At 68.9% G+C, this 18,262-nt stretch carries 21 protein-coding genes; 4 read left to right on the top strand and 17 right to left on the bottom strand.

From position 1 onward, the window contains the following. Nucleotides 1–2 precede the first annotated feature (2 nt). On the bottom strand, nt 3–983 hold the full coding sequence (locus ACXMYJ_RS02400) for a GlxA family transcriptional regulator (protein ID WP_260755578.1): 981 nt from the start codon (nt 981–983) through the stop codon (nt 3–5). 72 nt (nt 984–1,055) lie between these two features. On the opposite strand from ACXMYJ_RS02400, the gene ACXMYJ_RS02395 reads away from it, so the two are divergent. Continuing rightward, nucleotides 1,056–1,307, top strand: coding sequence for a hypothetical protein (locus ACXMYJ_RS02395; protein ID WP_443187187.1), 252 nt, complete (start codon nt 1,056–1,058; stop codon nt 1,305–1,307). Here the strand turns inward: ACXMYJ_RS02395 and ACXMYJ_RS02390 are convergent. Beyond that, the gene (locus ACXMYJ_RS02390) at nt 1,290–2,045 is read right to left on the bottom strand and encodes an alpha/beta fold hydrolase (RefSeq protein ID WP_460353722.1); all 756 of its coding nucleotides are present in this window, start codon (nt 2,043–2,045) and stop codon (nt 1,290–1,292) included. The two genes, ACXMYJ_RS02395 and ACXMYJ_RS02390, sit on opposite strands and share 18 nt — an antisense overlap. 39 nt (nt 2,046–2,084) lie before the next feature. Here ACXMYJ_RS02390 and mhuD point away from each other — a divergent pair, with 39 nt between their 5' ends. Beyond that, complete coding sequence (gene mhuD / locus ACXMYJ_RS02385; RefSeq protein WP_260755581.1) at nt 2,085–2,405, top strand: mycobilin-forming heme oxygenase MhuD; 321 nt, start codon at nt 2,085–2,087, stop codon at nt 2,403–2,405. Beyond that, on the top strand, nt 2,389–3,750 hold the full coding sequence (locus ACXMYJ_RS02380) for a serine hydrolase (protein WP_260755582.1): 1,362 nt from the start codon (nt 2,389–2,391) through the stop codon (nt 3,748–3,750). Before mhuD ends, ACXMYJ_RS02380 begins: the two co-directional genes overlap by 17 nt. Before the next feature lie 10 nt (nt 3,751–3,760). Here the strand turns inward: ACXMYJ_RS02380 and ACXMYJ_RS02375 are convergent, their stop codons facing one another. The 6 genes from ACXMYJ_RS02375 to lysS all read right to left on the bottom strand — a co-directional run bounded on the left by ACXMYJ_RS02375 (nt 3,761) and on the right by lysS (nt 10,341). Further along, the gene (locus tag ACXMYJ_RS02375; protein WP_260755583.1) at nt 3,761–4,315 is read right to left on the bottom strand and encodes a histidine phosphatase family protein; all 555 of its coding nucleotides are present in this window, start codon (nt 4,313–4,315) and stop codon (nt 3,761–3,763) included. A 6-nt stretch (nt 4,316–4,321) separates the two neighbouring features. Further along, nucleotides 4,322–5,113, bottom strand: a complete 792-nt coding sequence (locus ACXMYJ_RS02370; RefSeq protein ID WP_260755584.1) for a CbtA family protein — start codon at nt 5,111–5,113, stop codon at nt 4,322–4,324. A 23-nt stretch (nt 5,114–5,136) separates the two neighbouring features. Beyond that, nucleotides 5,137–5,352, bottom strand: coding sequence for a CbtB-domain containing protein (locus ACXMYJ_RS02365; protein ID WP_260755585.1), 216 nt, complete (start codon nt 5,350–5,352; stop codon nt 5,137–5,139). Nucleotides 5,353–5,553: 201 nt separating this feature from the next. Beyond that, a complete protein-coding gene (gene clpC1 / locus ACXMYJ_RS02360; protein WP_443187188.1) occupies nt 5,554–8,097 on the bottom strand; it encodes an ATP-dependent protease ATP-binding subunit ClpC in 2,544 nt (847 codons plus the stop codon). Between the two features lie 289 nt (nt 8,098–8,386). Continuing rightward, nucleotides 8,387–8,728: a histone-like nucleoid-structuring protein Lsr2 gene (gene lsr2 / locus ACXMYJ_RS02355; RefSeq protein WP_260755587.1), complete on the bottom strand. Its 342-nt coding sequence runs from the start codon at nt 8,726–8,728 to the stop codon at nt 8,387–8,389. 107 nt (nt 8,729–8,835) lie between these two features. Continuing rightward, nucleotides 8,836–10,341, bottom strand: a complete 1,506-nt coding sequence (gene lysS / locus ACXMYJ_RS02350) for a lysine--tRNA ligase (protein ID WP_443187189.1) — start codon at nt 10,339–10,341, stop codon at nt 8,836–8,838. 23 nt (nt 10,342–10,364) lie between these two features. Here lysS and ACXMYJ_RS02345 point away from each other — a divergent pair, with 23 nt between their 5' ends. Beyond that, on the top strand, nt 10,365–11,633 hold the full coding sequence (locus ACXMYJ_RS02345; RefSeq protein WP_460353716.1) for an amino acid deaminase: 1,269 nt from the start codon (nt 10,365–10,367) through the stop codon (nt 11,631–11,633). Here ACXMYJ_RS02345 and ACXMYJ_RS02340 read toward each other — a convergent pair. From ACXMYJ_RS02340 to folP, 9 genes are all read right to left on the bottom strand, one after another. Then, entirely contained in the window at nt 11,630–12,439 is an 810-nt protein-coding gene (locus ACXMYJ_RS02340) for a type III pantothenate kinase (protein WP_260755590.1), read from the bottom strand. The genes ACXMYJ_RS02345 and ACXMYJ_RS02340 overlap by 4 nt on opposite strands. A gap of 4 nt (nt 12,440–12,443) precedes the next feature. Beyond that, entirely contained in the window at nt 12,444–12,851 is a 408-nt protein-coding gene (gene panD, locus ACXMYJ_RS02335) for an aspartate 1-decarboxylase (RefSeq protein WP_260755591.1), read from the bottom strand. Next, nucleotides 12,851–13,792 (bottom strand): pantoate--beta-alanine ligase, encoded by a 942-nt coding sequence (gene panC, locus ACXMYJ_RS02330; RefSeq protein WP_443187192.1) that lies wholly within the window; start codon nt 13,790–13,792, stop codon nt 12,851–12,853. Before panC ends, panD begins: the two co-directional genes overlap by 1 nt. Continuing rightward, the gene (locus ACXMYJ_RS02325; protein WP_260755593.1) at nt 13,789–14,736 is read right to left on the bottom strand and encodes a Rossmann-like and DUF2520 domain-containing protein; all 948 of its coding nucleotides are present in this window, start codon (nt 14,734–14,736) and stop codon (nt 13,789–13,791) included. The genes panC and ACXMYJ_RS02325 overlap by 4 nt, the downstream gene beginning before the upstream one ends. Nucleotides 14,737–14,813: 77 nt before the next feature. After that, nucleotides 14,814–15,968 carry a DUF6779 domain-containing protein gene (locus ACXMYJ_RS02320; RefSeq protein ID WP_443187193.1) on the bottom strand — a complete coding sequence of 385 codons (1,155 nt, stop codon included), beginning with the start codon at nt 15,966–15,968 and terminating at the stop codon, nt 14,814–14,816. A 73-nt stretch (nt 15,969–16,041) separates the two neighbouring features. Next, a complete protein-coding gene (locus tag ACXMYJ_RS02315; protein WP_460353711.1) occupies nt 16,042–16,518 on the bottom strand; it encodes a DUF3180 domain-containing protein in 477 nt (158 codons plus the stop codon). Beyond that, a complete protein-coding gene (gene folK, locus ACXMYJ_RS02310; RefSeq protein WP_443187195.1) occupies nt 16,518–17,048 on the bottom strand; it encodes a 2-amino-4-hydroxy-6-hydroxymethyldihydropteridine diphosphokinase in 531 nt (176 codons plus the stop codon). The genes ACXMYJ_RS02315 and folK overlap by 1 nt, the downstream gene beginning before the upstream one ends. Continuing rightward, the gene (gene folB / locus ACXMYJ_RS02305; RefSeq protein WP_260755596.1) at nt 17,045–17,452 is read right to left on the bottom strand and encodes a dihydroneopterin aldolase; all 408 of its coding nucleotides are present in this window, start codon (nt 17,450–17,452) and stop codon (nt 17,045–17,047) included. Before folB ends, folK begins: the two co-directional genes overlap by 4 nt. Next, nucleotides 17,445–18,251: a dihydropteroate synthase gene (gene folP, locus ACXMYJ_RS02300; RefSeq protein ID WP_260757832.1), complete on the bottom strand. Its 807-nt coding sequence runs from the start codon at nt 18,249–18,251 to the stop codon at nt 17,445–17,447. The genes folB and folP overlap by 8 nt, the downstream gene beginning before the upstream one ends. Nucleotides 18,252–18,262: the final 11 nt, after the last annotated feature.

The following is an 18,262-nucleotide window of genomic DNA, read 5'->3' as shown; positions in this document are numbered from 1 at the left end:
CGCTACGCCAGCACGGCCACCTTCGCTTCGGATTCCGCGGAGTTGAACTGCCGGCGGTAGTCCGACGGCGTCACCCCGATGATGCGGCGGAAGTGGTGGCGTAACAGCGTCGAGGTGCCGAAGCCGGACCGTTCGGCGATGCTGTCGACGTCCAGCGTGGTCTCTTCGAGCAGGCGGCGTGCGTAGAGCACCCGCTGGTCGGTCACCCATTGCATCGGGGTGCGGCCGGTCTCCTCGACGAAGCGGCGCGCGAACGTGCGCCCCGACATGTGGGCCCGCCGCGCGAGCGTGGTGACGGTGTGCGGCTTGTCCAGGTTGGCCAGGATCCAGTCCAAGTGGGGGGCGAACCGTTCGGAACACTTCACCGGGATCGGCTGCTCGATGTACTGCCGTTGCCCGCCGTCGCGCTGGGGTGGCACCACCATGCGGCGGGCGATGGTGTTGGTGACCTCGCTGCCGAGCTCGCGGCGCACCAGGTGCAGGCACGCGTCGATGCCGGCGGCGGTGCCCGCGCTGGTGATGAGGTTGCCGTCGTCGACGAACAGCACGTTGCGGTCGACCCGGGCAGTCGGATACAGCTGCGCGAGCTCGTCGGCGTGCATCCAGTGCGTGGTGCACGGACGCCCGTCGAGCAGACCTGCGGCGCCGGCGACGAATGCCCCCGAGCACACGGTGAGGATGATCGACCCCGCGTCGGCCGCGCGCCGCACCGCGTCGAGCGCCTCAGGCAGGTAATCGGCGCCGCCGATGGCCGGTATCGCCACCAGATCAGCCCCGAGCAGGTCGTCGAGGCCGTGGTCAGGGGTGAGCGAGGCCCCCACCGAGGTCCGCAGCGGCTTACCCGGCTCCGGACCGCACACCTTAAAGTCGAAGTTCGGCACCCCGTCGCCGGAGCGGTCGATGCCGAAGACCTCGCAGATGACCCCGAACTCGAACACCGCGAGGTTGTCGAGCACCAGCGCCGACACACTTTTCAACGTCATGGCAGTATCTTATCGTCAGATGTCACTTCTGCCACTATTGGCCGGATATTGCCTGAACGCACTATTGCTGCCATGAGTATCGCATTGCCCTATCTGATGCTGTTTTCTCCGTTCGCGCTGGCAGCGGTCCTGGGTTGGGCCGCCCACCGCTCCGGCACCCTCCGTGTGCACCTCGACCAGTTCCGCTGGGCAGCACCGATGGCCGGGCTGTTGTTCCCCGACCGCGACCGCGACCGGGAACAGCACGACCTCGACGCGATCCGCACCAGGTTCGAGGAGCACCCGAGTTGGCCTGTCCCGAGCGCGTCAGGCGAACGTCGTTAGAAACTCCGTCACGGCGTCCCGATATTTCCGCGCGGCGTCGTCGTGGATGAGGTGCCCGGCGCCGGGCACATGCAGAAACCGGGCCGCCGGCGACATCTCGGCCATCGCGCACATCTGCCCCGGCGGGGCCACCGACGCCTCCGCCTCCATCAGCAGGGCCGGCACCGCGACTGCCCGCCACTGGTCCCAATAGTCCCGTCTCCCCCACTCCGCGGCGATCTCGATCCACTTGGCGGGGTGGCCGTGCAACCGCCAGCCCGTGGCCGTCCGGTCGAACGCCTCCAGGAAGTACTGCCCGGCCACCGGCCCGAACTCGGCGTACACCTGATCTGCCGAGCCGAACTCGACCGGCAGGGCGTGCACCCACGGTTCCCACGGGCCCGTCGTCCGGCCCCGGAAGTCCGGCGCCATGTCCTCCACGACCAGCGCCGCGACCAGATCCGGACGCTCGGCCGCCAGACACCACGAGTGCAGCGCTCCCATCGAATGCCCCACCATGACAGCGGGCTCGTCGAGTTGCGTGACCGCGTCGCCGAGATCGGCCACGAACCGTTCGGTGCAGATCGGATGCGGATCGGCGACATCCCGGCCCCGGTGCCATGGCGCATCGTAGGTGTACACCCGGCCCAGCTGCGTCAGCCACGGCAGCTGCCTCGGCCAGGTGCTGCCCCGGCCCATCAGGCCGTGCACCAGGACCAGTGGACGCCCGCGACCACCGTGGAAGGTGAGCAGATCCATCAATCCATCATGCCGACGGGGCGCGGTAGCCTGAACGCCATGTCCACCAAGACCCCTGTGGTGAAGATCAACGCAATCGAGGTCCCGGCGGGCGCCGGCCCAGAGCTGGAGAAGCGGTTCGCCCACCGCGCCCACGCCGTCGACAACCAGCCCGGCTTCCTGGGCTTCCAGCTGCTGCGCCCGGTCAAGGGCGAGGACCGCTACTTCGTCGTCACCCAGTGGGAGTCCGACGAGGCGTTCCAGGCCTGGGCCACCGGCCCGGCCATCGAGGCGCACGCCGGTGAGCGCGCCAACCCTGTGGCCAAGGGTGCCTCACTGCTGGAGTTCGAGGTCGTGCTCGACGTTGCGGGGACTGACTAACAGGGCGCAGGCAGGCCGGACCCGACGCAGAGCGGCCACGCTGGTGGTCGCCCTGGTCAGTGTCGCCTCCCTGGCCTGCGGGTGTGCAGCCACGCACCCGGCTCCGGCCGACGCCGCGTACGGCGCGCCCATCCAGATCAACACGCCCCAGGGTCTGCGGGCCAAGCAGACCATGGACATGCTCAACAGCGACTGGCCGATCGGCGAGGTCGGCGTCCGCACGCTGGCCGCCCCGCAGGCCGTCGAGCACGTCGGCGTCACGCTCGACCGGATGTGGTGGGACAGGCCGTTCACCGTGACCGACGTCGACGTCGGGGCCGGGCACGCGAAGCTCGACGTGCTCACGTCCTATGGCGTCGCCCAGACGATCGAGCTGCGCACCGATGACGCCGGCATGGTGGACCGGTTCAACGTCGAATTGGTGCCTCCGGTCGTCGAGGAGTGGTCCGACATCGACGAACTGCTGACCGGGGCGGGAGCGCGTTACTCCTACCAGGTGGCCAAGGTCGACGACGGGCGGTGCGTCAAAGTGGCGGGTTCCAACACCGACATGTCCCTGCCACTGGCGTCGATCTTCAAGCTCTACGTGCTGCTCGCCGTCGCCGACGCGGTCAAGGCGGACACCCTGGAGTGGACGGACACCCTGACGATCACCGAGGACGCCAAGGCCGTCGGTTCGTCGGCGTTCGACGACCTTGACCCCGGCGCCACGGTCTCGGTACGCGAGGCCGCCCAGCAGATGATCTCGGCCAGCGACAACATGGCCACCGACCTGCTGATCGAACGGCTCGGACCCGGAGCCATCGAGCGGGCGCTGGTCGCGGCCGGACATCACGATCCGGCGAGCATGACGCCGTTCCCGACGATGCACGAGCTCTTCTCGGTCGGCTGGGGCACCCCGGATCTGCGCGAGCAGTGGAAGCAGGCCTCGCGTGAGGGCCGCGCGCAGCTGCTGCAGCAGACGAATTCCCGCCCCTACGAACCGGACCCGAAGCGCACTCACGAGCCCGCGTCGGACATCGGCGCCGAATGGTACGGCAGCGCCGCCGACATCTGCCGGCTGCACGCCGCGCTGCAGAAAGGCGCGGTGGGTGAGGCGGCCCCGGTGAAGGACATCCTGTCGGCGGTCCCCGGCATCGATCTGGACCGCCGGGAGTGGCCCTACATCGGTGCCAAGGCGGGCAATCTGCCCGGCGACCTGACGTTCAGCTGGTACGCCGTCGACGCGTCCGGTCAGCCGTGGGTGGTCAGCCTGCAGTCGAACTGGCCGGAGTTCCGCAGCCAGACAGCTGCGGCGTGGCTGATGTCGATCGCCCGGCAGACCTTCGAGCTGATCCCGAACTGAGCAGCGGGCCTCACATCGTCCGCAGGGTCCACGCGTGCCCGCGGAAATGCATGGCCGTGCAGCTGACCGGCGCGACGTCGACGCGCCAGAACGACTTCGCCGGTGCGTCGAGCGCGGCCAGGATCGCGGCCCGGACCACCGCCGGATGGGTGACGGCCACGACGCGGCCGGGCTCGGACGTCACCGCGGCCAGCCAGCGGCCCGTCCGGGCGATCAGGTCGGCCACCGATTCGCCGCCGTGCGGGGCACTCGCCGCATCGGTGAGCCAGACCGCCATCTGATCGGGGGCCACGGCGCTGAGCGCATCCCCCTGCCACCGGCCGCAGTCCAGGTCGGCCAGCAACGGCTCGACGGCCGGGGCCAGGCCCAGCAGCTCGGCCGTCTGCCGGGCCCGCGCCTCGGGACCGCAGAACACCCGCCCCGCCCCGGCAAGGTCGATTCGGCCGACGCGGGCGATCTGGTCTCGTCCGAGCCGGTTCACCGGCTCGTCGCGGGGAAACCGTCCGGCCGACATCGCGTCGGTCATCGCGTGCGACACGAGCGTCAGCCGGACGACTTCACTCACCGCGAGTCACCCCGAGACGGGCTGCTTACGCTCCCCGAGCACTCGCGAGATCATCGCGGCGAACACCAGACCGATCGTCGCGTAGATGACCACCTGGGTGCCCAGCGAGTACAGGCGGAACTCGTAGAGCACATCGGCCGGGAATCCCTCGTACACAATGACGCCCGCATCATCGATCAACGGCCCTGGGGTTTCCTCGATCGACGGCAGCACCAGCATCACGACGGCGATGGCGACCAGGTACGCAGCCCCGGCGGCGACCGTCGCGTTCCAGGCGCCGAGCCTGACCGCCCACCGCCTACCGAGGTACACCGCGCCGACCAGCAGAGCGGCCGACAGCACGACGACGGCCAGGTAGAGCAGCGTGCGCTGCCGGATCGTCTCGTCCAGGCTCAGTGCCGGCGGGCTCGCCGGATATTTCAGCGACGGAACCACGTAGAGGCTCAACAGCATTCCGCCCGCGACGTACAGCGACAGCAATCGCGCCGAGATGTCGCCGACCCGGCCGTAGGCCACCGCGAACGCGACGGCGAACAACGCGCCGATGGCCAGGCTGAACAACAGCACACCCAGCCCCATGCCGATGTTCATCTGGACACCGCGCGTGAATCCGCCGCCGTCGCCGTGGCTGTGGCCGTGACCGCCGTGCTCGAGCGCCTCATGCGCGGCGCCCACACCCTCTTCGTATCCGATGGCGCGTTCGATCTGCGGCTCGACGAAGATCCTGGCGAACAGGAACGCGAGCATGCCTGCGATGGCGCCGGCCAGGAGGCCGCGCCCGATGATCTGCTTCTCCATGTTCGGTTATGCCTCCCGAGCCTCTAGTGGCAGGGGAAGCCGAGGAGATGGCGGGCGTCGTGCACGAACTCGTGGATGTAGGTGTTGCTGCCGAAGACCGACGTCGCCCCCTGATCCATGCCGACGAAGTACAGGACGACGAGCGCGAAGAACGCGGTCAGCGAGAGCCACACCGCGGCCCTGGTTCCTGAGAAGTCGATGGCGCCTGCGGAGGTCCTGCTCAGCTCGGGTGACGTCATGGTGGTTCCTTTCCGGGATTTCGCGTCCCTGCCAGATGTGCGACGGATCCGGGTCTGACTGTCACAGTGGCGCGACCGTTCTGGAATTCCACCAGGTTCCGGTGCCCGTCGATTACTCGAGCATCGTAAGCCAGACGGGGCGGCCACCCTCCCCCGGTTCGAGAATTGGGAAAGGTGACCGCCCCGTCTGGGTTGTCGCTGTTACTCGGCTGCGGCTGCCCCGCCACCGGCTCCGGCGCCGGAGAGCTCCGGTTCCGCACCGGCGGCCGGCTTGCGGGCGCCGGAGAACGTGAACACCGCGTCCTCGCCCTGACCCTCGCCGTCCCAGTTCTCGACGTCGACGGTGACGAGCTGACCGGGTCCGACCTCCTCGAAGAGGATCTTCTCCGACAGGGCGTCCTCGATCTCGCGCTGGATGGTCCGTCGCAGCGGGCGGGCGCCCAGCACCGGATCGAAACCGCGCTTGGCCAGCAGCGCCTTGGCCTTGTCGGTCAGCACCATCTCCATGTCCTTGGCCTTCAGCTGCTTGGACACCCGGCCGATCATCAGGTCGACCATCTTGATGATCTCGTCCTGCGTCAGCTGGTGGAACACGATGATGTCGTCGATACGGTTGAGGAACTCCGGACGGAAGTGCTTCTTCAGTTCGTCGTGAACCTTCTGCTTCATCCGCTCGTAGTTGTTCTCGCCGCCACCCTGGGTGAAGCCCAGACCGACCGCCTTGCTGATGTCGCTGGTGCCGAGGTTCGAGGTGAAGATCAGCACCGTGTTCTTGAAGTCGACCGTGCGGCCCTGACCGTCGGTCAGGCGGCCGTCCTCGAGCACCTGCAGGAGGCTGTTGTAGATCTCCTGGTGTGCCTTCTCGATCTCGTCGAACAGCACGACCGAGAACGGCTTGCGGCGCACCTTCTCGGTGAGCTGGCCGCCCTCTTCGTAGCCGACGTACCCCGGAGGGGCACCGAACAGCCGCGACGCGGTGAAGCGGTCGTGGAACTCGCCCATGTCGATCTGGATGAGCGCGTCGTCGTCGCCGAACAGGAAGTTGGCCAGCGCCTTGGACAGCTCGGTCTTACCGACACCGGACGGGCCGGCGAAGATGAACGAACCGGACGGGCGCTTCGGATCCTTCAGACCCGCACGGGTACGGCGGATCGCCTTCGAGACGGCCTTGACGGCGTCCTCCTGGCCGATGATCCGCTTGTGCAGCTCGTCTTCCATGCGGAGCAGACGGGTGGTCTCCTCCTCGGTCAGCTTGAAGACCGGGATTCCGGTCCAGTTGCCCAGCACCTCGGCGATCTGCTCGTCGTCGACCTCGGCCACGACATCGAGATCACCTGAGCGCCACTGCTTCTCACGCTCAGCGCGCTGCGCGACCAGCTGCTTCTCCTTGTCGCGCAGGCTCGCGGCCTTCTCGAAGTCCTGCGCGTCGATCGCGGACTCCTTCTCCCGGCGCGCGTCGGCGATCTTCTCGTCGAACTCGCGAAGGTCCGGCGGCGCGGTCATCCGGCGGATGCGCATCCGGGCGCCGGCCTCGTCGATGAGGTCGATCGCCTTGTCCGGCAGGAACCGGTCGTTGATGTAGCGGTCGGCCAGCGTGGCCGCGGCGGCGATCGCACCGTCGGTGATGGACACCCGGTGGTGCGCCTCGTAGCGGTCGCGCAGACCCTTGAGGATCTCGATCGTGTGCTCGACCGTCGGCTCGCCGACCTGGACGGGCTGGAAGCGGCGCTCCAGCGCGGCGTCCTTCTCGATGTACTTGCGGTACTCGTCGAGGGTGGTCGCACCGATGGTCTGCAGCTCACCGCGGGCCAGCTTCGGCTTGAGGATGGACGCGGCGTCGATCGCGCCCTCGGCGGCACCCGCGCCGACGAGCGTGTGCAGCTCGTCGATGAACAGGATGATGTCGCCGCGGGTGTTGATCTCCTTGAGCACCTTCTTCAGGCGTTCCTCGAAATCACCCCGGTAGCGGCTGCCCGCGACCAGCGACCCGAGGTCCAGCGTGTAGAGCTGCTTGTCCTTCAGCGTCTCGGGCACGTCGCCGTGCACGATCGCCTGGGCCAGGCCCTCCACGACGGCGGTCTTGCCGACACCGGGCTCGCCGATCAGCACCGGGTTGTTCTTGGTGCGGCGGCTCAGCACCTGCATGACCCGCTCGATTTCCTTCTCACGGCCGATGACCGGATCGAGCTTGCCCTCCATCGCGGCGGCGGTCAGGTTGCGGCCGAACTGGTCGAGCACGAGCGAGGTGGACGGGTTGCCCGCCTCGCCGCCCCGGCCTCCGGTGCCCGCCTCGGCGGTCTCCTTGCCCTGGTAGCCGCTCAGCAGCTGGATGACCTGCTGGCGCACCCGGGTCAGCTCGGCTCCGAGCTTGACGAGCACCTGCGCGGCGACGCCCTCACCCTCGCGGATGAGACCGAGCAGGATGTGCTCGGTGCCGATGTAGTTGTGGCCGAGCTGCAACGCCTCACGAAGGCTGAGCTCCAGCACCTTCTTGGCTCGGGGGGTGAAAGGGATGTGCCCGGACGGCGCCTGCTGACCCTGGCCGATGATCTCTTCGACCTGGCTGCGCACGCCCTCCAGGGAGATGCCCAGCGACTCGAGCGACTTGGCGGCTACGCCTTCACCTTCGTGAATGAGGCCCAGCAGGATGTGCTCGGTGCCGATGTAGTTGTGGTTGAGCATCCGGGCCTCTTCTTGAGCCAGGACGACAACCCGACGCGCACGGTCGGTGAATCTTTCGAACATCCGTGGTTACCTGCTCTCCATCGCATATATGAGGTGGTCTGCACTGATGCGCCCTGACGGCGGTGTCGCTCCAGTGCTTTGCACCTACGCCGTCCACTCTAATGGTCGGCGGCTCCGGGTGCCCCGCCTGCCGGTCCCCGAAGGGATTGACACATGAACCGCGGAAGGCAACTACCCGGTGCTGATAGAACCAACGCGAGGTAGCCGCAATTCGTTTCCGGATCCGCGCCGCCGGCGGTTCGCCACCAGCGAACGCGATACCGGCTCCTGTCGAACCGGCAATGCGCCGTTACGTTGCTGCGTGGAACGCGTCGATGACGTCGGCCGGGATCCGGCCGCGGGTCGAGACGTTGTGCCCGTTGCGGCGCGCCCACTCACGGATGGCCGCGCTCTGTTCCCGATCGATGGCAGCACGACCGCGTCCGGTCCCCACCGCGCGTCCGCGGCGCCGGCCGCCGACCCGACGGCCCGCATCGACCCATTGCTTCAGCTCATTACGGAGCTTTGCGGCGTTCTTGGCAGAGAGATCGATCTCATAACTGACACCGTCGAGACCGAATTCCACCGTCTCGTCAGCGGCACCCTCACCGTCGAAATCGTCGACCAACGTGACGGTGACTTTCTTAGCCATTACCCCACTGCCCTTCTCACGTCTCAGATGGGCGGATATGGCCCCATCTCGGACACCAATCTGCCATAAAGGGGCGGGCCATTCAACAACGTGAGATTCACGGCAGTTCAGTTGCCGTGTCGGCGAACAATCGGGAACAAAACCGTCTCCCTAATCGACAGTCCTGTCAGCGCCATCAACAAGCGATCGATGCCCATTCCGGTGCCTGTGGTGGGCGGCATACCGTACTCAAGGGCGGCCAGGAAATCCTCATCGAGCGCCATTGCCTCGTCATCTCCGGCGGCGGCCGCGCGCGCCTGGGCCTCAAAACGTTCGCGCTGAATCACGGGATCGATCAACTCCGAGTAGCCGGTCGCCAACTCGAAGTGACGAACATAAAGATCCCATTTCTCCGTCACGCCGTCGACACTGCGGTGCGGGCGCGTCAGCGGCGTGGTCTCGACCGGGAAGTCCCGTACAAACGTAGGCGCCCACAACTTGTCGCCCACGGTGAATTCCCACAGTTCCTCGACCAATTTCCCGTGCCCATAACCGCGGTCACGGGCAATCTCCACGCCCAAACGGTCCGCGATCCGCCACAGATGCTGCACACTGGTCTGCGGGGTGATCTCTTCACCCAGCGCTTCGGACAATGACGGATACATTTCAATGGTGTCCCATTCACCGTCGAGGTCGTAGACAGACCCGTCGGCCAATGGCACCTGTCGAGTGCCGATCGCTTCGTCGGCGACCTCCTGAATAAGTTCACGCGTGACGATCGCGGAATCGTCGTAGGTCCCGTACGCCTGATATGTCTCCAACATCGCGAATTCCGGCGAATGTGTGGAATCCGCGCCTTCGTTTCTGAAGTTTCGATTCAGCTCGAAGACCCGGTCGAATCCACCCACCACACAGCGCTTCAGAAACAGTTCCGGAGCGATGCGTAGGTAAAGGTCGGCATCGAGCGCATTGGAGTGCGTCACAAAAGGACGGGCGGCAGCGCCGCCGGCCAGTGTCTGCAGCATGGGGGTCTCCACTTCCAGGAACCCGCGCCGCTCGAGCGCCGACCGCACGGCCCGCACCACCGCCACCCGCTGCCGGGCGATCGCGCGCGCCTCCGGCCGCACGATCAGGTCGACGTAGCGCTGCCGCACCCGGGACTCTTCGCTCATCTCCTTGTGCGCGACCGGGAGCGGCCGCAGCGCCTTGGAGGCGATTTGCCAAGAGTCGGCGAGCACAGACAGTTCGCCCCGCCGCGAGCTGATCACTTCGCCGTGAACGAACACGATGTCACCGAGGTCGACGTCGGCCTTCCACGCGTCCAGCGATTCCTGACCGACCTGATCGAGGCTGATCATCGCCTGCAGCTGGGTGCCCTCCCCCTCCTGCAGGGTGGCGAAGCAGAGCTTGCCCGAGTTGCGGGCGAAGATGACGCGGCCGGCGACGCCGACCTTCTCACCGGTCTTGGTGTCGGCGGCGAGGTCCGGATACGCCGCACGCAGATCGGCAAGGGTGTGGGTGCGGTCGACCTTGACCGGGTACGGGTCGCGCCCCTCGCTCAGCAGCCGTTCACGCTTGCCCTGCCGGATGCGGAACTGCTCGGGGATGTCGTCAACAGAATCGGGGGACGTCACGACGAGCCAGCTTAAATGAACAGATGACCGTGCCCGCCAACGCGCCGATCGACGAGGCAGGCTACGCCGCGGGCGTACGCCCCCTGCTCGACCAGCCGCTGGACTGGAGCTTCAAGGGCGTCCCGCCGCAGTGGTGGGGACGCACGCCCGCACAGATCGTCGCGCAGCGCCCGGGACTGTTCGACTCGGGCCTCAGCGGTCCCGTCTGTGTGCTTCGCGCCGAGGCGTTGCAGCACAACATCGACGCGATGGCCGGCTGGTGCCGCGACCGGGGGGTTCAGCTCGCCCCGCACGGCAAGACGCACATGTCGCCACAGCTGGCCGCCCGTCAGCTGGCTGCGGGCGCGTACGGAATCACCGTCGCCACCGTCGGCCAGGCCGCGGTCTACCGCGCGTTCGGCGTGACGAATCTGCTGCTGGCCAACGAGCTGGTGGACGAGGCAGGGCTGCGCTGGGTGGCCGCAGAGCTGGACCGCGATCCCGGGCTGGGCTTCGTGTGCTGGGTGGACTCGGTGCGCGGGGTGGAGCTGATGACGCGCGCCCTCACCGGCACCGGGCGGCCGGTCGACGTGTGCATCGACATCGGCATGCCCGGCGGCCGGACCGGGTGCCGGGCCCCGGCGATCGCCGACGAGGTCGCCCGCGCCGCGGCCGCGTCCCCGCGGCTGCGCCTGGTCGGGGTCGCCGGGTACGAGGCTGCGGTGGCACAGGCGCTGACCGACGACGCGGTGGCCGCCGCCGCAGCCCACCTGCAGGACCTGCGTACGGCCGCCATTGCGCTTGCCCCGCTGTTCGAGACCGACGACGTGCTCGTCACCGCCGGGGGCAGCACATACTTCGACGTCGTCGCCGACGCGCTGACCGGCTGGCCGTCGGGTCTGCGGGCGCGCACCGTACTGCGCAGCGGCTGTTACGTAACGCACGACCACGGGCTCTACGCGCGGACCTCACCGCTGACCCGGGACGGGGCCACCGGCCTGCGACCGGCGTTGGAGGTGTACGCCCAGGTGGTGTCCCGGCCGGAACCCGACCTGGCGATTCTGACCATGGGCCGGCGCGACGTGTCCTTCGACCAAGGCCTGCCCGTCGCGCTGGAGCTTCCGGCCGCGACGGTGACCAAGCTCAACGACCAGCACGCCTACCTGCGGCTCGGCGCCGGCGAGGACGCGGAGGTCGGCCGTTGGCTGCGGTTCGGAATCTCCCATCCGTGCACCGTCTTCGACAAATGGCGGCTGCTTCCGGTGCTCGACGCGCAGGACCGCGTCGTCGATCTGATCCGGACGTTCTTCTAGCGCTTGACCTTCCCCCGCTGGTTGTCCCGGTTGCGTTCGTAAACCAGCCGCAGTCCGTCGAGCGTGAGGTGCGGGTCGTAGTGCGCCACGGTGTGCAGGTCGGCCAGCATCAGCGGCGCGGAGTGGCCGGTCGCGATCACGTTGACGTCGTCGCCGGCGAAACCGTCGACGTCCTCTCGCACCCGGTTCACCAGGCCGTCCACCAGCCCGGCGAAACCGAACACCGCGCCCGCCTGCATGCACTCGACGGTGTTCTTGCCGACCACCGAGCGCGGCCTGGTGAGCTCGACACGCCGCAACGCCGCCGACCGGGCGGCCGCCGCGTCCGAAGACACCTGCACGCCGGGGGCGATCGCGCCGCCGAGGAACTCCCCCTTGGCCGAGACCACATCGACGCAGATCGACGAGCCGAAGTCGACGACGATCGCCGCGGTGCCGAATTTCTGGTACGCGGCAAGGCAATTCACGATCCGGTCGGCCCCGACCTCTTTGGGGTTGTCGACCAGCAGCGGGATACCGGTGCGCACGCCCGGCTCGATCAGCACGTGTGGGACCGCCGGCCAGTACTGGTCGAGCATCACCCGCACCTCGTGCAGCACCGAGGGCACGGTCGACAATCCGACCGCGCCGGTGAGCACTTCGGCGTCGTCACCGATCAGGCCGTCGATCGTCAACGCGAGTTCGTCGGCCGTCACCTCGGGTTCGGTGCGGATCCGCCAGTGCTGCGCGACCTTCGCATGGTCCCCGGACCCCGCGATCAGCCCGACCACCGTGTGGGTGTTGCGGACGTCGATGGCTAGCAGCACGACATCACCTCGGCGACACCAGCTCGGTGGCGCCCGGCGGGACGAAGGCCGGGTCCGCGCCGAGGTCGACCGGCCGGTTCTGCGCGTCGACGAAAACCACCCGAGGCCGGTAGGACCTGGCCTCGGCGTCGTCCATCGTCGCGTACGCGATCAGGATCACCAGATCGCCGGGATGCACCAGATGCGCTGCGGCGCCGTTGATTCCGATCACGCCGCTCCCACGCTCGCCGGTGATGACATAGGTGACCAGCCGGGCGCCGTTCTCGATGTCGACGATCGTGACCTGCTCGCCTTCGAGCAGGTCGGCGGCTTCCATCAGGTCGGCGTCGACCGTCACCGAGCCGACGTAGTGCAGGTTCGCCTGGGTGACGGTGGCGCGATGGATCTTGGACTTGAGCATCGTCCGTAACATCAGTTCCTCCAGGGAAGTTCGTGGTTCTCGCCGGCGGTGCGCGGATGGCCGTCGAGACCCGCGCTCGCCCCGATGTCCACGGCGATGTTGTCCAACAGCCGGGTGCGGCCCAGGCGGGCGGCGATCAGCATGCGTGCCGCGCCCTCGGCGGGGGCCGGCCCCAGCATCGGATCGCGGACCTCCAGATAGTCCAGTTCCAGCGCAGGCACCTCGTCGAGCACCGCCCGGGCGGCGTCCAGTGCCGCGCCCACCCCGGTGGACGCGGCGTACATCCCGGCCAGCAGCGCCGCGGACAGCGCCCCGGCCTGCTCGCGCTGGACCTCGTCGAGGTAGCGGTTGCGCGACGACATCGCCAGACCGTCGGCTTCCCGCACGATCGGCACGCCCTGGATCTCGATGTCGAGATCGAGGTCGGTCACCATCTGCTTGATCAGCGCGAGCTGCTGGAAGTCCTTCTCGCCGAAGTAGGCCCGGTCCGGGCGCACGGTGTTGAACAGCTTCAGCACCACCGTCAGAACCCCGGCGAAATGCGTTGGGCGCGAGGCACCTTCGAGCTCAGCGCCGAGGGGCCCGGGGTGCACCGTGGTGCGCATGCCGTTCGGGTACATGTCCTCGGCGGTCGGGGTGAACGCGATGTCGACGCCCTCGGCGCGCAGCGCGTCCATATCGTCGTCGAGGGTGCGCGGATAGGCGCCCAGGTCCTCGTTCGCGGCGAACTGCAGTGGGTTGACGAAGATCGACACCACGACCGCCGCACCGGGTACCCGCTTGGCGGCGCGGACCAGCGCCAGGTGACCGTCGTGCAGCGCACCCATCGTCGGCACCAGCACGATCCGCCGCCCGGTGGCCCGCAGCGCCCTCGTCACACCGGCGACGTCCTTCGGCCCGCGGTACACATTCAGCTGTCCGCCGGTGAATTTCGGGGCATCCCGCCTGATCATGACTGTCCTGCTTCCGCCAGCACGTCGAAGACTTCCTTCGGGGCGTGCGCACGCTGGGCCGTGCGCCACGAGTTCGTCCGATACGCCTGCGCCAGATCGGGGTTCACCTCGCCGAACGCCTGCAGGTGGCCGGCGACCGCCGCCGCGTCCCCGCGCGCGACCGGACCCGTCAGCGCGGCCTGCCCGCGCTGGAGCGCGTTGTCCAGCGCCGCCCGCGCCAACGGGCCGATGATCCGTTCGGGCAGCCCGCCCGGGGTGTCGTCGACGGGCTCCTGGCCGAGCAGCTCCTGGCCCCACAGTGCCGAGCGCAGCGCGTCGACCGCGTCGAGCAGCACGGTGACGACGTGGTTGCCGGCGTGTGCCAGCGCCGCGTGATACAGCGTCCTGGCGTCCTCGCGGACCCGGAACGGTTCGCCGCCGATCTCCAGCACCAGCGACTGTGCGATGGCGTAGCCGATCTCGTCGCCGGCGGTCACCCCGAAGCAGGTGCCGCGGAGCCGGTCGACGTCCTCGTCGGTTCCGGCGAACGTCATCGCCGGATGGATCGCCAGCGTGATGCAGCCCTGCTCGGCCAGCGGGGCCAGAATTCCGATGCCGTTGGCGCCCGAGGTGTGCGCGACGATGGTGTTCGGGCGCACCGCACCGGTGGCGGCCAGGCCGTTCACCAGCGCGCGCAGCTCGGCGTCGGGCACGGCCAGCAGCAACAGTTCGGCGCGCGCGGCGACGTCGTCGACGGCCAGCACGGCAGTGTCCGGCAACCAGCGCTGCGCGCGGGCGCGGGAGGCCGCCGATACTGCGCTGCAGCCGACGACGACGTGTTCGGCGCGTTCCAGTGCGACGCCGAGGGCGGTGCCGACCCGGCCGGCGGAGATGATCCCGATCGTGAGCCGGGCAGGGCGGAGTCCGTCGTGCGGGATGTCACCGCCGGCGGGGGGCTGCACCATCGCAGTCGACCTCGCAGATTCTCATGGCTTCGTTCCGGTCCCGCGGCGCGGGTACCGGACGGTCGCCACGAGCCTACTCAATCCTCCCGGCGCCTTCGCCGCCCACCACCCGACGGCGTCGCCTGCAGCCGGGCCAGCAGCTCGGCCACCGACTGCCCGCCGGTGTGGGCGCCACCGTCGGCGTCCTCCTCGACCTGCTCCTCTGCCGGAGCGGGAGGCTCCTCCTGCTCCTCACCGGACGCGGAGTGCTTACCGCGCGGCGGCTCTTCCGTTTCGACCTCCGGCTCGGGAGCCCGGCGCCTACCGACGTACTCGTCGTGCGCGTCCCCGTCGGCTGAGGGTTCCCAGTTGCTTCCGGGCTGGCCCGCCGGAACCCACCGCCCCTCGGCAGGTGCGGGCTGCCACTGGGCACCGGCCGGGGCCGCCTGCGGCGGCGGGGGCGCAGGCAGCCACGGGAACTGCGGTGACGGGGCGCTCGGTGGCACCGGCGGTGGCGGCGGGGGTGGCGGCGGCGGGGGTGGCGGCGGAGCCCACGGCGGCTGCTGTGCTACGGCCTGCTCCCCGCGGTGCCGGCGACCGCCGGTCTGCTCGGCCGAGCGGCGGTGCGCGCCACCGGGTTCGCCGGGCTGCGCCCACTCACTCTCGGGCGGGTGCGGCTCGACGGGCACATCGATGATCGGGCTCTCGTCGGTCTCGGGGGCGTACGGGTCCGGGGCGACCGCGAATTCGTCCTCGGTGTCGATCCGGCTGCTGCTGACGCGCCCCGCGGTGCGTTCGGTCTCCAGGGCCGGGCGATGGGACAGGTCGGCGTCGAACAGGTATTCCAGATTGGCCCGCAGCGCGGCCAACTCGGCCCGCAGTGCCGCCACCTCGTCGGCCGACTGCGCCTGCAGTTCCGAGGCCAGCTCACGGCGCAGCTGAGATTCGACGGCCAACTCGTATTCGCGGCGCGCCGAGATCTCGCGGTCCAGTTGCAGGTCGTACACCAGCTTGAGGTCGCGCACCTTGGCCTGGTCGGCGTCGCTCTGCCTGCGGTAGATGACCGAGACGAATGCGGCGACCACGGCCGCCCACAACGCGAGAATGACGGCGAGCTTTAGCAATTCGACCCGGTTGGTGAAAACCAGCGCTGAACTGGCACCGATCGCCAGCACCAGCAACACCGTCATCAGGAACCAACCCGGCCTGCGGCCGCTGCGCCGCAGACGGGCGCCCCGGGTCGGATCGGTCATGGGGCGACTGTACCGTCACAGGTCATTTCGCGTGTCGACCTCTGCGGCGATTCGGCCCGGGTACGCGAACAGGTCAGCCCGGCGCCGCATCGACGTCCTGCGACTGGTCCTCGGGCGACTTGCAGCAATGCTGCAACCACATCGCCGCGACGACCAGGGCCAGCGCGCACAGTCCCGCCACCACCGCGCCGGGGGTGTCCTCGGCGGCGACCCGCATGCTGCCTCTGCGCGGCAGCAGGTAAACCACCACCGCCAGCCACCAGCCGAAGACGACGCTGCCCATCCACGCCGAGGCCTTCGCGATCACCACCGACCGGGCCACCGCCAGCGGGTGCAGACGGCCCTGCCCGACCCCGATCTCACCGTCCCTGATCCGGGCCCGCACATAGAACCCCCAGCCGGCGACCGCCGCCGCGACACCGAGCAGAGACACCCCGGCCCACACGTCGATCGGCGGAAACCAGCGGTAGATCAGGTGCACCAGTACGTAACCTGCGATCGCGGCCGCGGCCGCGGCGATCACCAGGTCGCGTTTACGGGTCGGCCCCATCAGCTCCCCTCCCCGATCCGCAGCGTGAGTTCTGTCCTGCGCACACCGGTGCGCTCGGCGGCGTCGACCGCCGCCAGGTGCACCGCGATCGGGTCGGTGCGGCCCGCCACGGTCAGGGTCGCCTCGGGTTGCACCTCAAGCCACGGCACCAGGACGAAAGCGCGCACATGCGCGTACGGATGCGGCAGGGTCAGGTCGTGGTCGCGCAGCGTCACCTCCCCGTCCGGTCCGTGACACTGCACCAGGTCGACGTCGAGCGTCCGAGGTCCCCAGTGCTGCTCGCGCATCCGGCCGGCGGCGTTCTCCAGCTCCTGGGCGCGCCGAAGCCAGCCGTGCGCATCGAGGTCCTGATCCTCGGCCAGCACAACGGCATTGAGGAACGGCCCCTGCTCGACCCCACCCCACGCCGCGGTCTCGTAGACCGGGGATACCGCTGTGGCGGCGGCGCCGAGCCCGTCGAGCACCGACTGCAGATGCGCCAACCGGTCCCCGACGTTGGACCCGATGGACAGCACGATGCGCGTGGTCACGGGGCGGCGCCCCGCCCACCGCGCCGGAAGCGTCGTACGACCACGGCGACATCGTTGAACTGCAATGGAATCGGGGCCGACGGTTTGTGCACCACCACCTCCACGGCATACACCCGGGCGTCACGCACGACGTCCTCGGCGATCTCCCCAGCCACGGTCTCGATCAGCTGCCGGGCCGGTCCGGCGACGATGTCGGCGGCCCGCTGGGCCAGCACGCCGTAATCGAGGGTTTCGGCGAGGTCGTCACTGGCGGCCGCCGCTGCCAGGTCGACCCACACCGTGATGTCCACGACGAAGTCCTGCCCGTCGCGGCGTTCGTGCTCGAAAACGCCGTGGTTACCGCGGACCCGCAAGCCGCGCAGCTCGATCCGATCAGTCGTCGGGTTCAGCCCGGTATCACCCATCGCCACCTGCCTGCCACGCTCTGACCACCGCCAGCGCATCGACCGACGCGCGGACATCGTGCACCCGCACACCCCACACGTGATGCCAGGCGGCCAGCGCCGAGATCACCGCGGTGGCGGTCTCGCGTCCGGCGGGCGGGCGCAGTTCTCCGTCGGCGCCGGCGAGCAGACTGCCCAGGAACCGTTTGCGTGAGGCACCGACCAGCACCGGGATACCGGTGGTGACGAATTCCGGCAACGCACGCAGCAGCGCCCAATTGTGTTGTGCGGTCTTGGCGAAACCCAGACCCGGGTCGATGATCAGCTTCGCCGGGTCCACCCCGGCGGCCACCGCGGCGTCGACGCCTGCCATCAGCTCGTCCCTGACCTCGACGACCACGTCCCGGTACGGCGGCACCTCGTGCGGCCGGTCACTGTCCACGGAACGCCAATGCATCAACACCCACGGCGCTCCGGCGTCGGCGACAACCCGGACCATGTCGGGATCGGCCTGACCGCCGGACACGTCATTGACGATCTGCGCGCCGTTCTCGAGCGCGGCCCGTGCCACCGCAGCGTGCATGGTATCGATGCTGACCGTGATGCCTTGCCGGGCAAGCTCTCTGACCACGGGAAGCACCCGCGCAGATTCGACCTTCTGGTCTATGCGTGTGGCGCCCGGCCGCGTCGACTCACCGCCGACATCGACGATCGCCGCGCCCAGGCGCGCCAGTTCCAGCCCGTGAGCCACCGCCCGCTCCCGGTCCAGGAACTGACCGCCATCGGAGAACGAGTCGTCGGTGACGTTGACGACGCCCATCACCTGCACGG

The sequence above is a fragment of the Mycobacterium sp. ZZG genome (assembly GCF_054786995.1).
The sequence above is the reverse complement of the archived record's forward strand: the minus strand, read 5'-3'. Positions and strand labels throughout refer to the sequence as shown.

What these genes read in the sequence shown, in the direction of transcription:
- panC (WP_443187192.1), bottom strand. Translation starts at nt 13,792, where the DNA reads ATGATCAGGCGGGATGCCCCGAAATTCACCGGCGGACAGCTGAATGTG.
- ACXMYJ_RS02400 (WP_260755578.1), bottom strand. Translation starts at nt 983, where the DNA reads ATGACGTTGAAAAGTGTGTCGGCGCTGGTGCTCGACAACCTCGCGGTG.
- ACXMYJ_RS02325 (WP_260755593.1), bottom strand. Translation starts at nt 14,736, where the DNA reads ATGGTGCAGCCCCCCGCCGGCGGTGACATCCCGCACGACGGACTCCGC.
- folP (WP_260757832.1), bottom strand. Translation starts at nt 18,251, where the DNA reads ATGGGCGTCGTCAACGTCACCGACGACTCGTTCTCCGATGGCGGTCAG.
- lsr2 (WP_260755587.1), bottom strand. Translation starts at nt 8,728, where the DNA reads ATGGCTAAGAAAGTCACCGTCACGTTGGTCGACGATTTCGACGGTGAG.
- mhuD (WP_260755581.1), top strand. Translation starts at nt 2,085, where the DNA reads ATGTCCACCAAGACCCCTGTGGTGAAGATCAACGCAATCGAGGTCCCG.
- panD (WP_260755591.1), bottom strand. Translation starts at nt 12,851, where the DNA reads ATGTTACGGACGATGCTCAAGTCCAAGATCCATCGCGCCACCGTCACC.
- ACXMYJ_RS02395 (WP_443187187.1), top strand. Translation starts at nt 1,056, where the DNA reads ATGAGTATCGCATTGCCCTATCTGATGCTGTTTTCTCCGTTCGCGCTG.
- ACXMYJ_RS02345 (WP_460353716.1), top strand. Translation starts at nt 10,365, where the DNA reads ATGACCGTGCCCGCCAACGCGCCGATCGACGAGGCAGGCTACGCCGCG.
- ACXMYJ_RS02390 (WP_460353722.1), bottom strand. Translation starts at nt 2,045, where the DNA reads ATGGATCTGCTCACCTTCCACGGTGGTCGCGGGCGTCCACTGGTCCTG.
- ACXMYJ_RS02320 (WP_443187193.1), bottom strand. Translation starts at nt 15,968, where the DNA reads ATGACCGATCCGACCCGGGGCGCCCGTCTGCGGCGCAGCGGCCGCAGG.
- ACXMYJ_RS02365 (WP_260755585.1), bottom strand. Translation starts at nt 5,352, where the DNA reads ATGACGTCACCCGAGCTGAGCAGGACCTCCGCAGGCGCCATCGACTTC.
- ACXMYJ_RS02315 (WP_460353711.1), bottom strand. Translation starts at nt 16,518, where the DNA reads ATGGGGCCGACCCGTAAACGCGACCTGGTGATCGCCGCGGCCGCGGCC.
- folB (WP_260755596.1), bottom strand. Translation starts at nt 17,452, where the DNA reads ATGGGTGATACCGGGCTGAACCCGACGACTGATCGGATCGAGCTGCGC.
- clpC1 (WP_443187188.1), bottom strand. Translation starts at nt 8,097, where the DNA reads ATGTTCGAAAGATTCACCGACCGTGCGCGTCGGGTTGTCGTCCTGGCT.
- ACXMYJ_RS02370 (WP_260755584.1), bottom strand. Translation starts at nt 5,113, where the DNA reads ATGGAGAAGCAGATCATCGGGCGCGGCCTCCTGGCCGGCGCCATCGCA.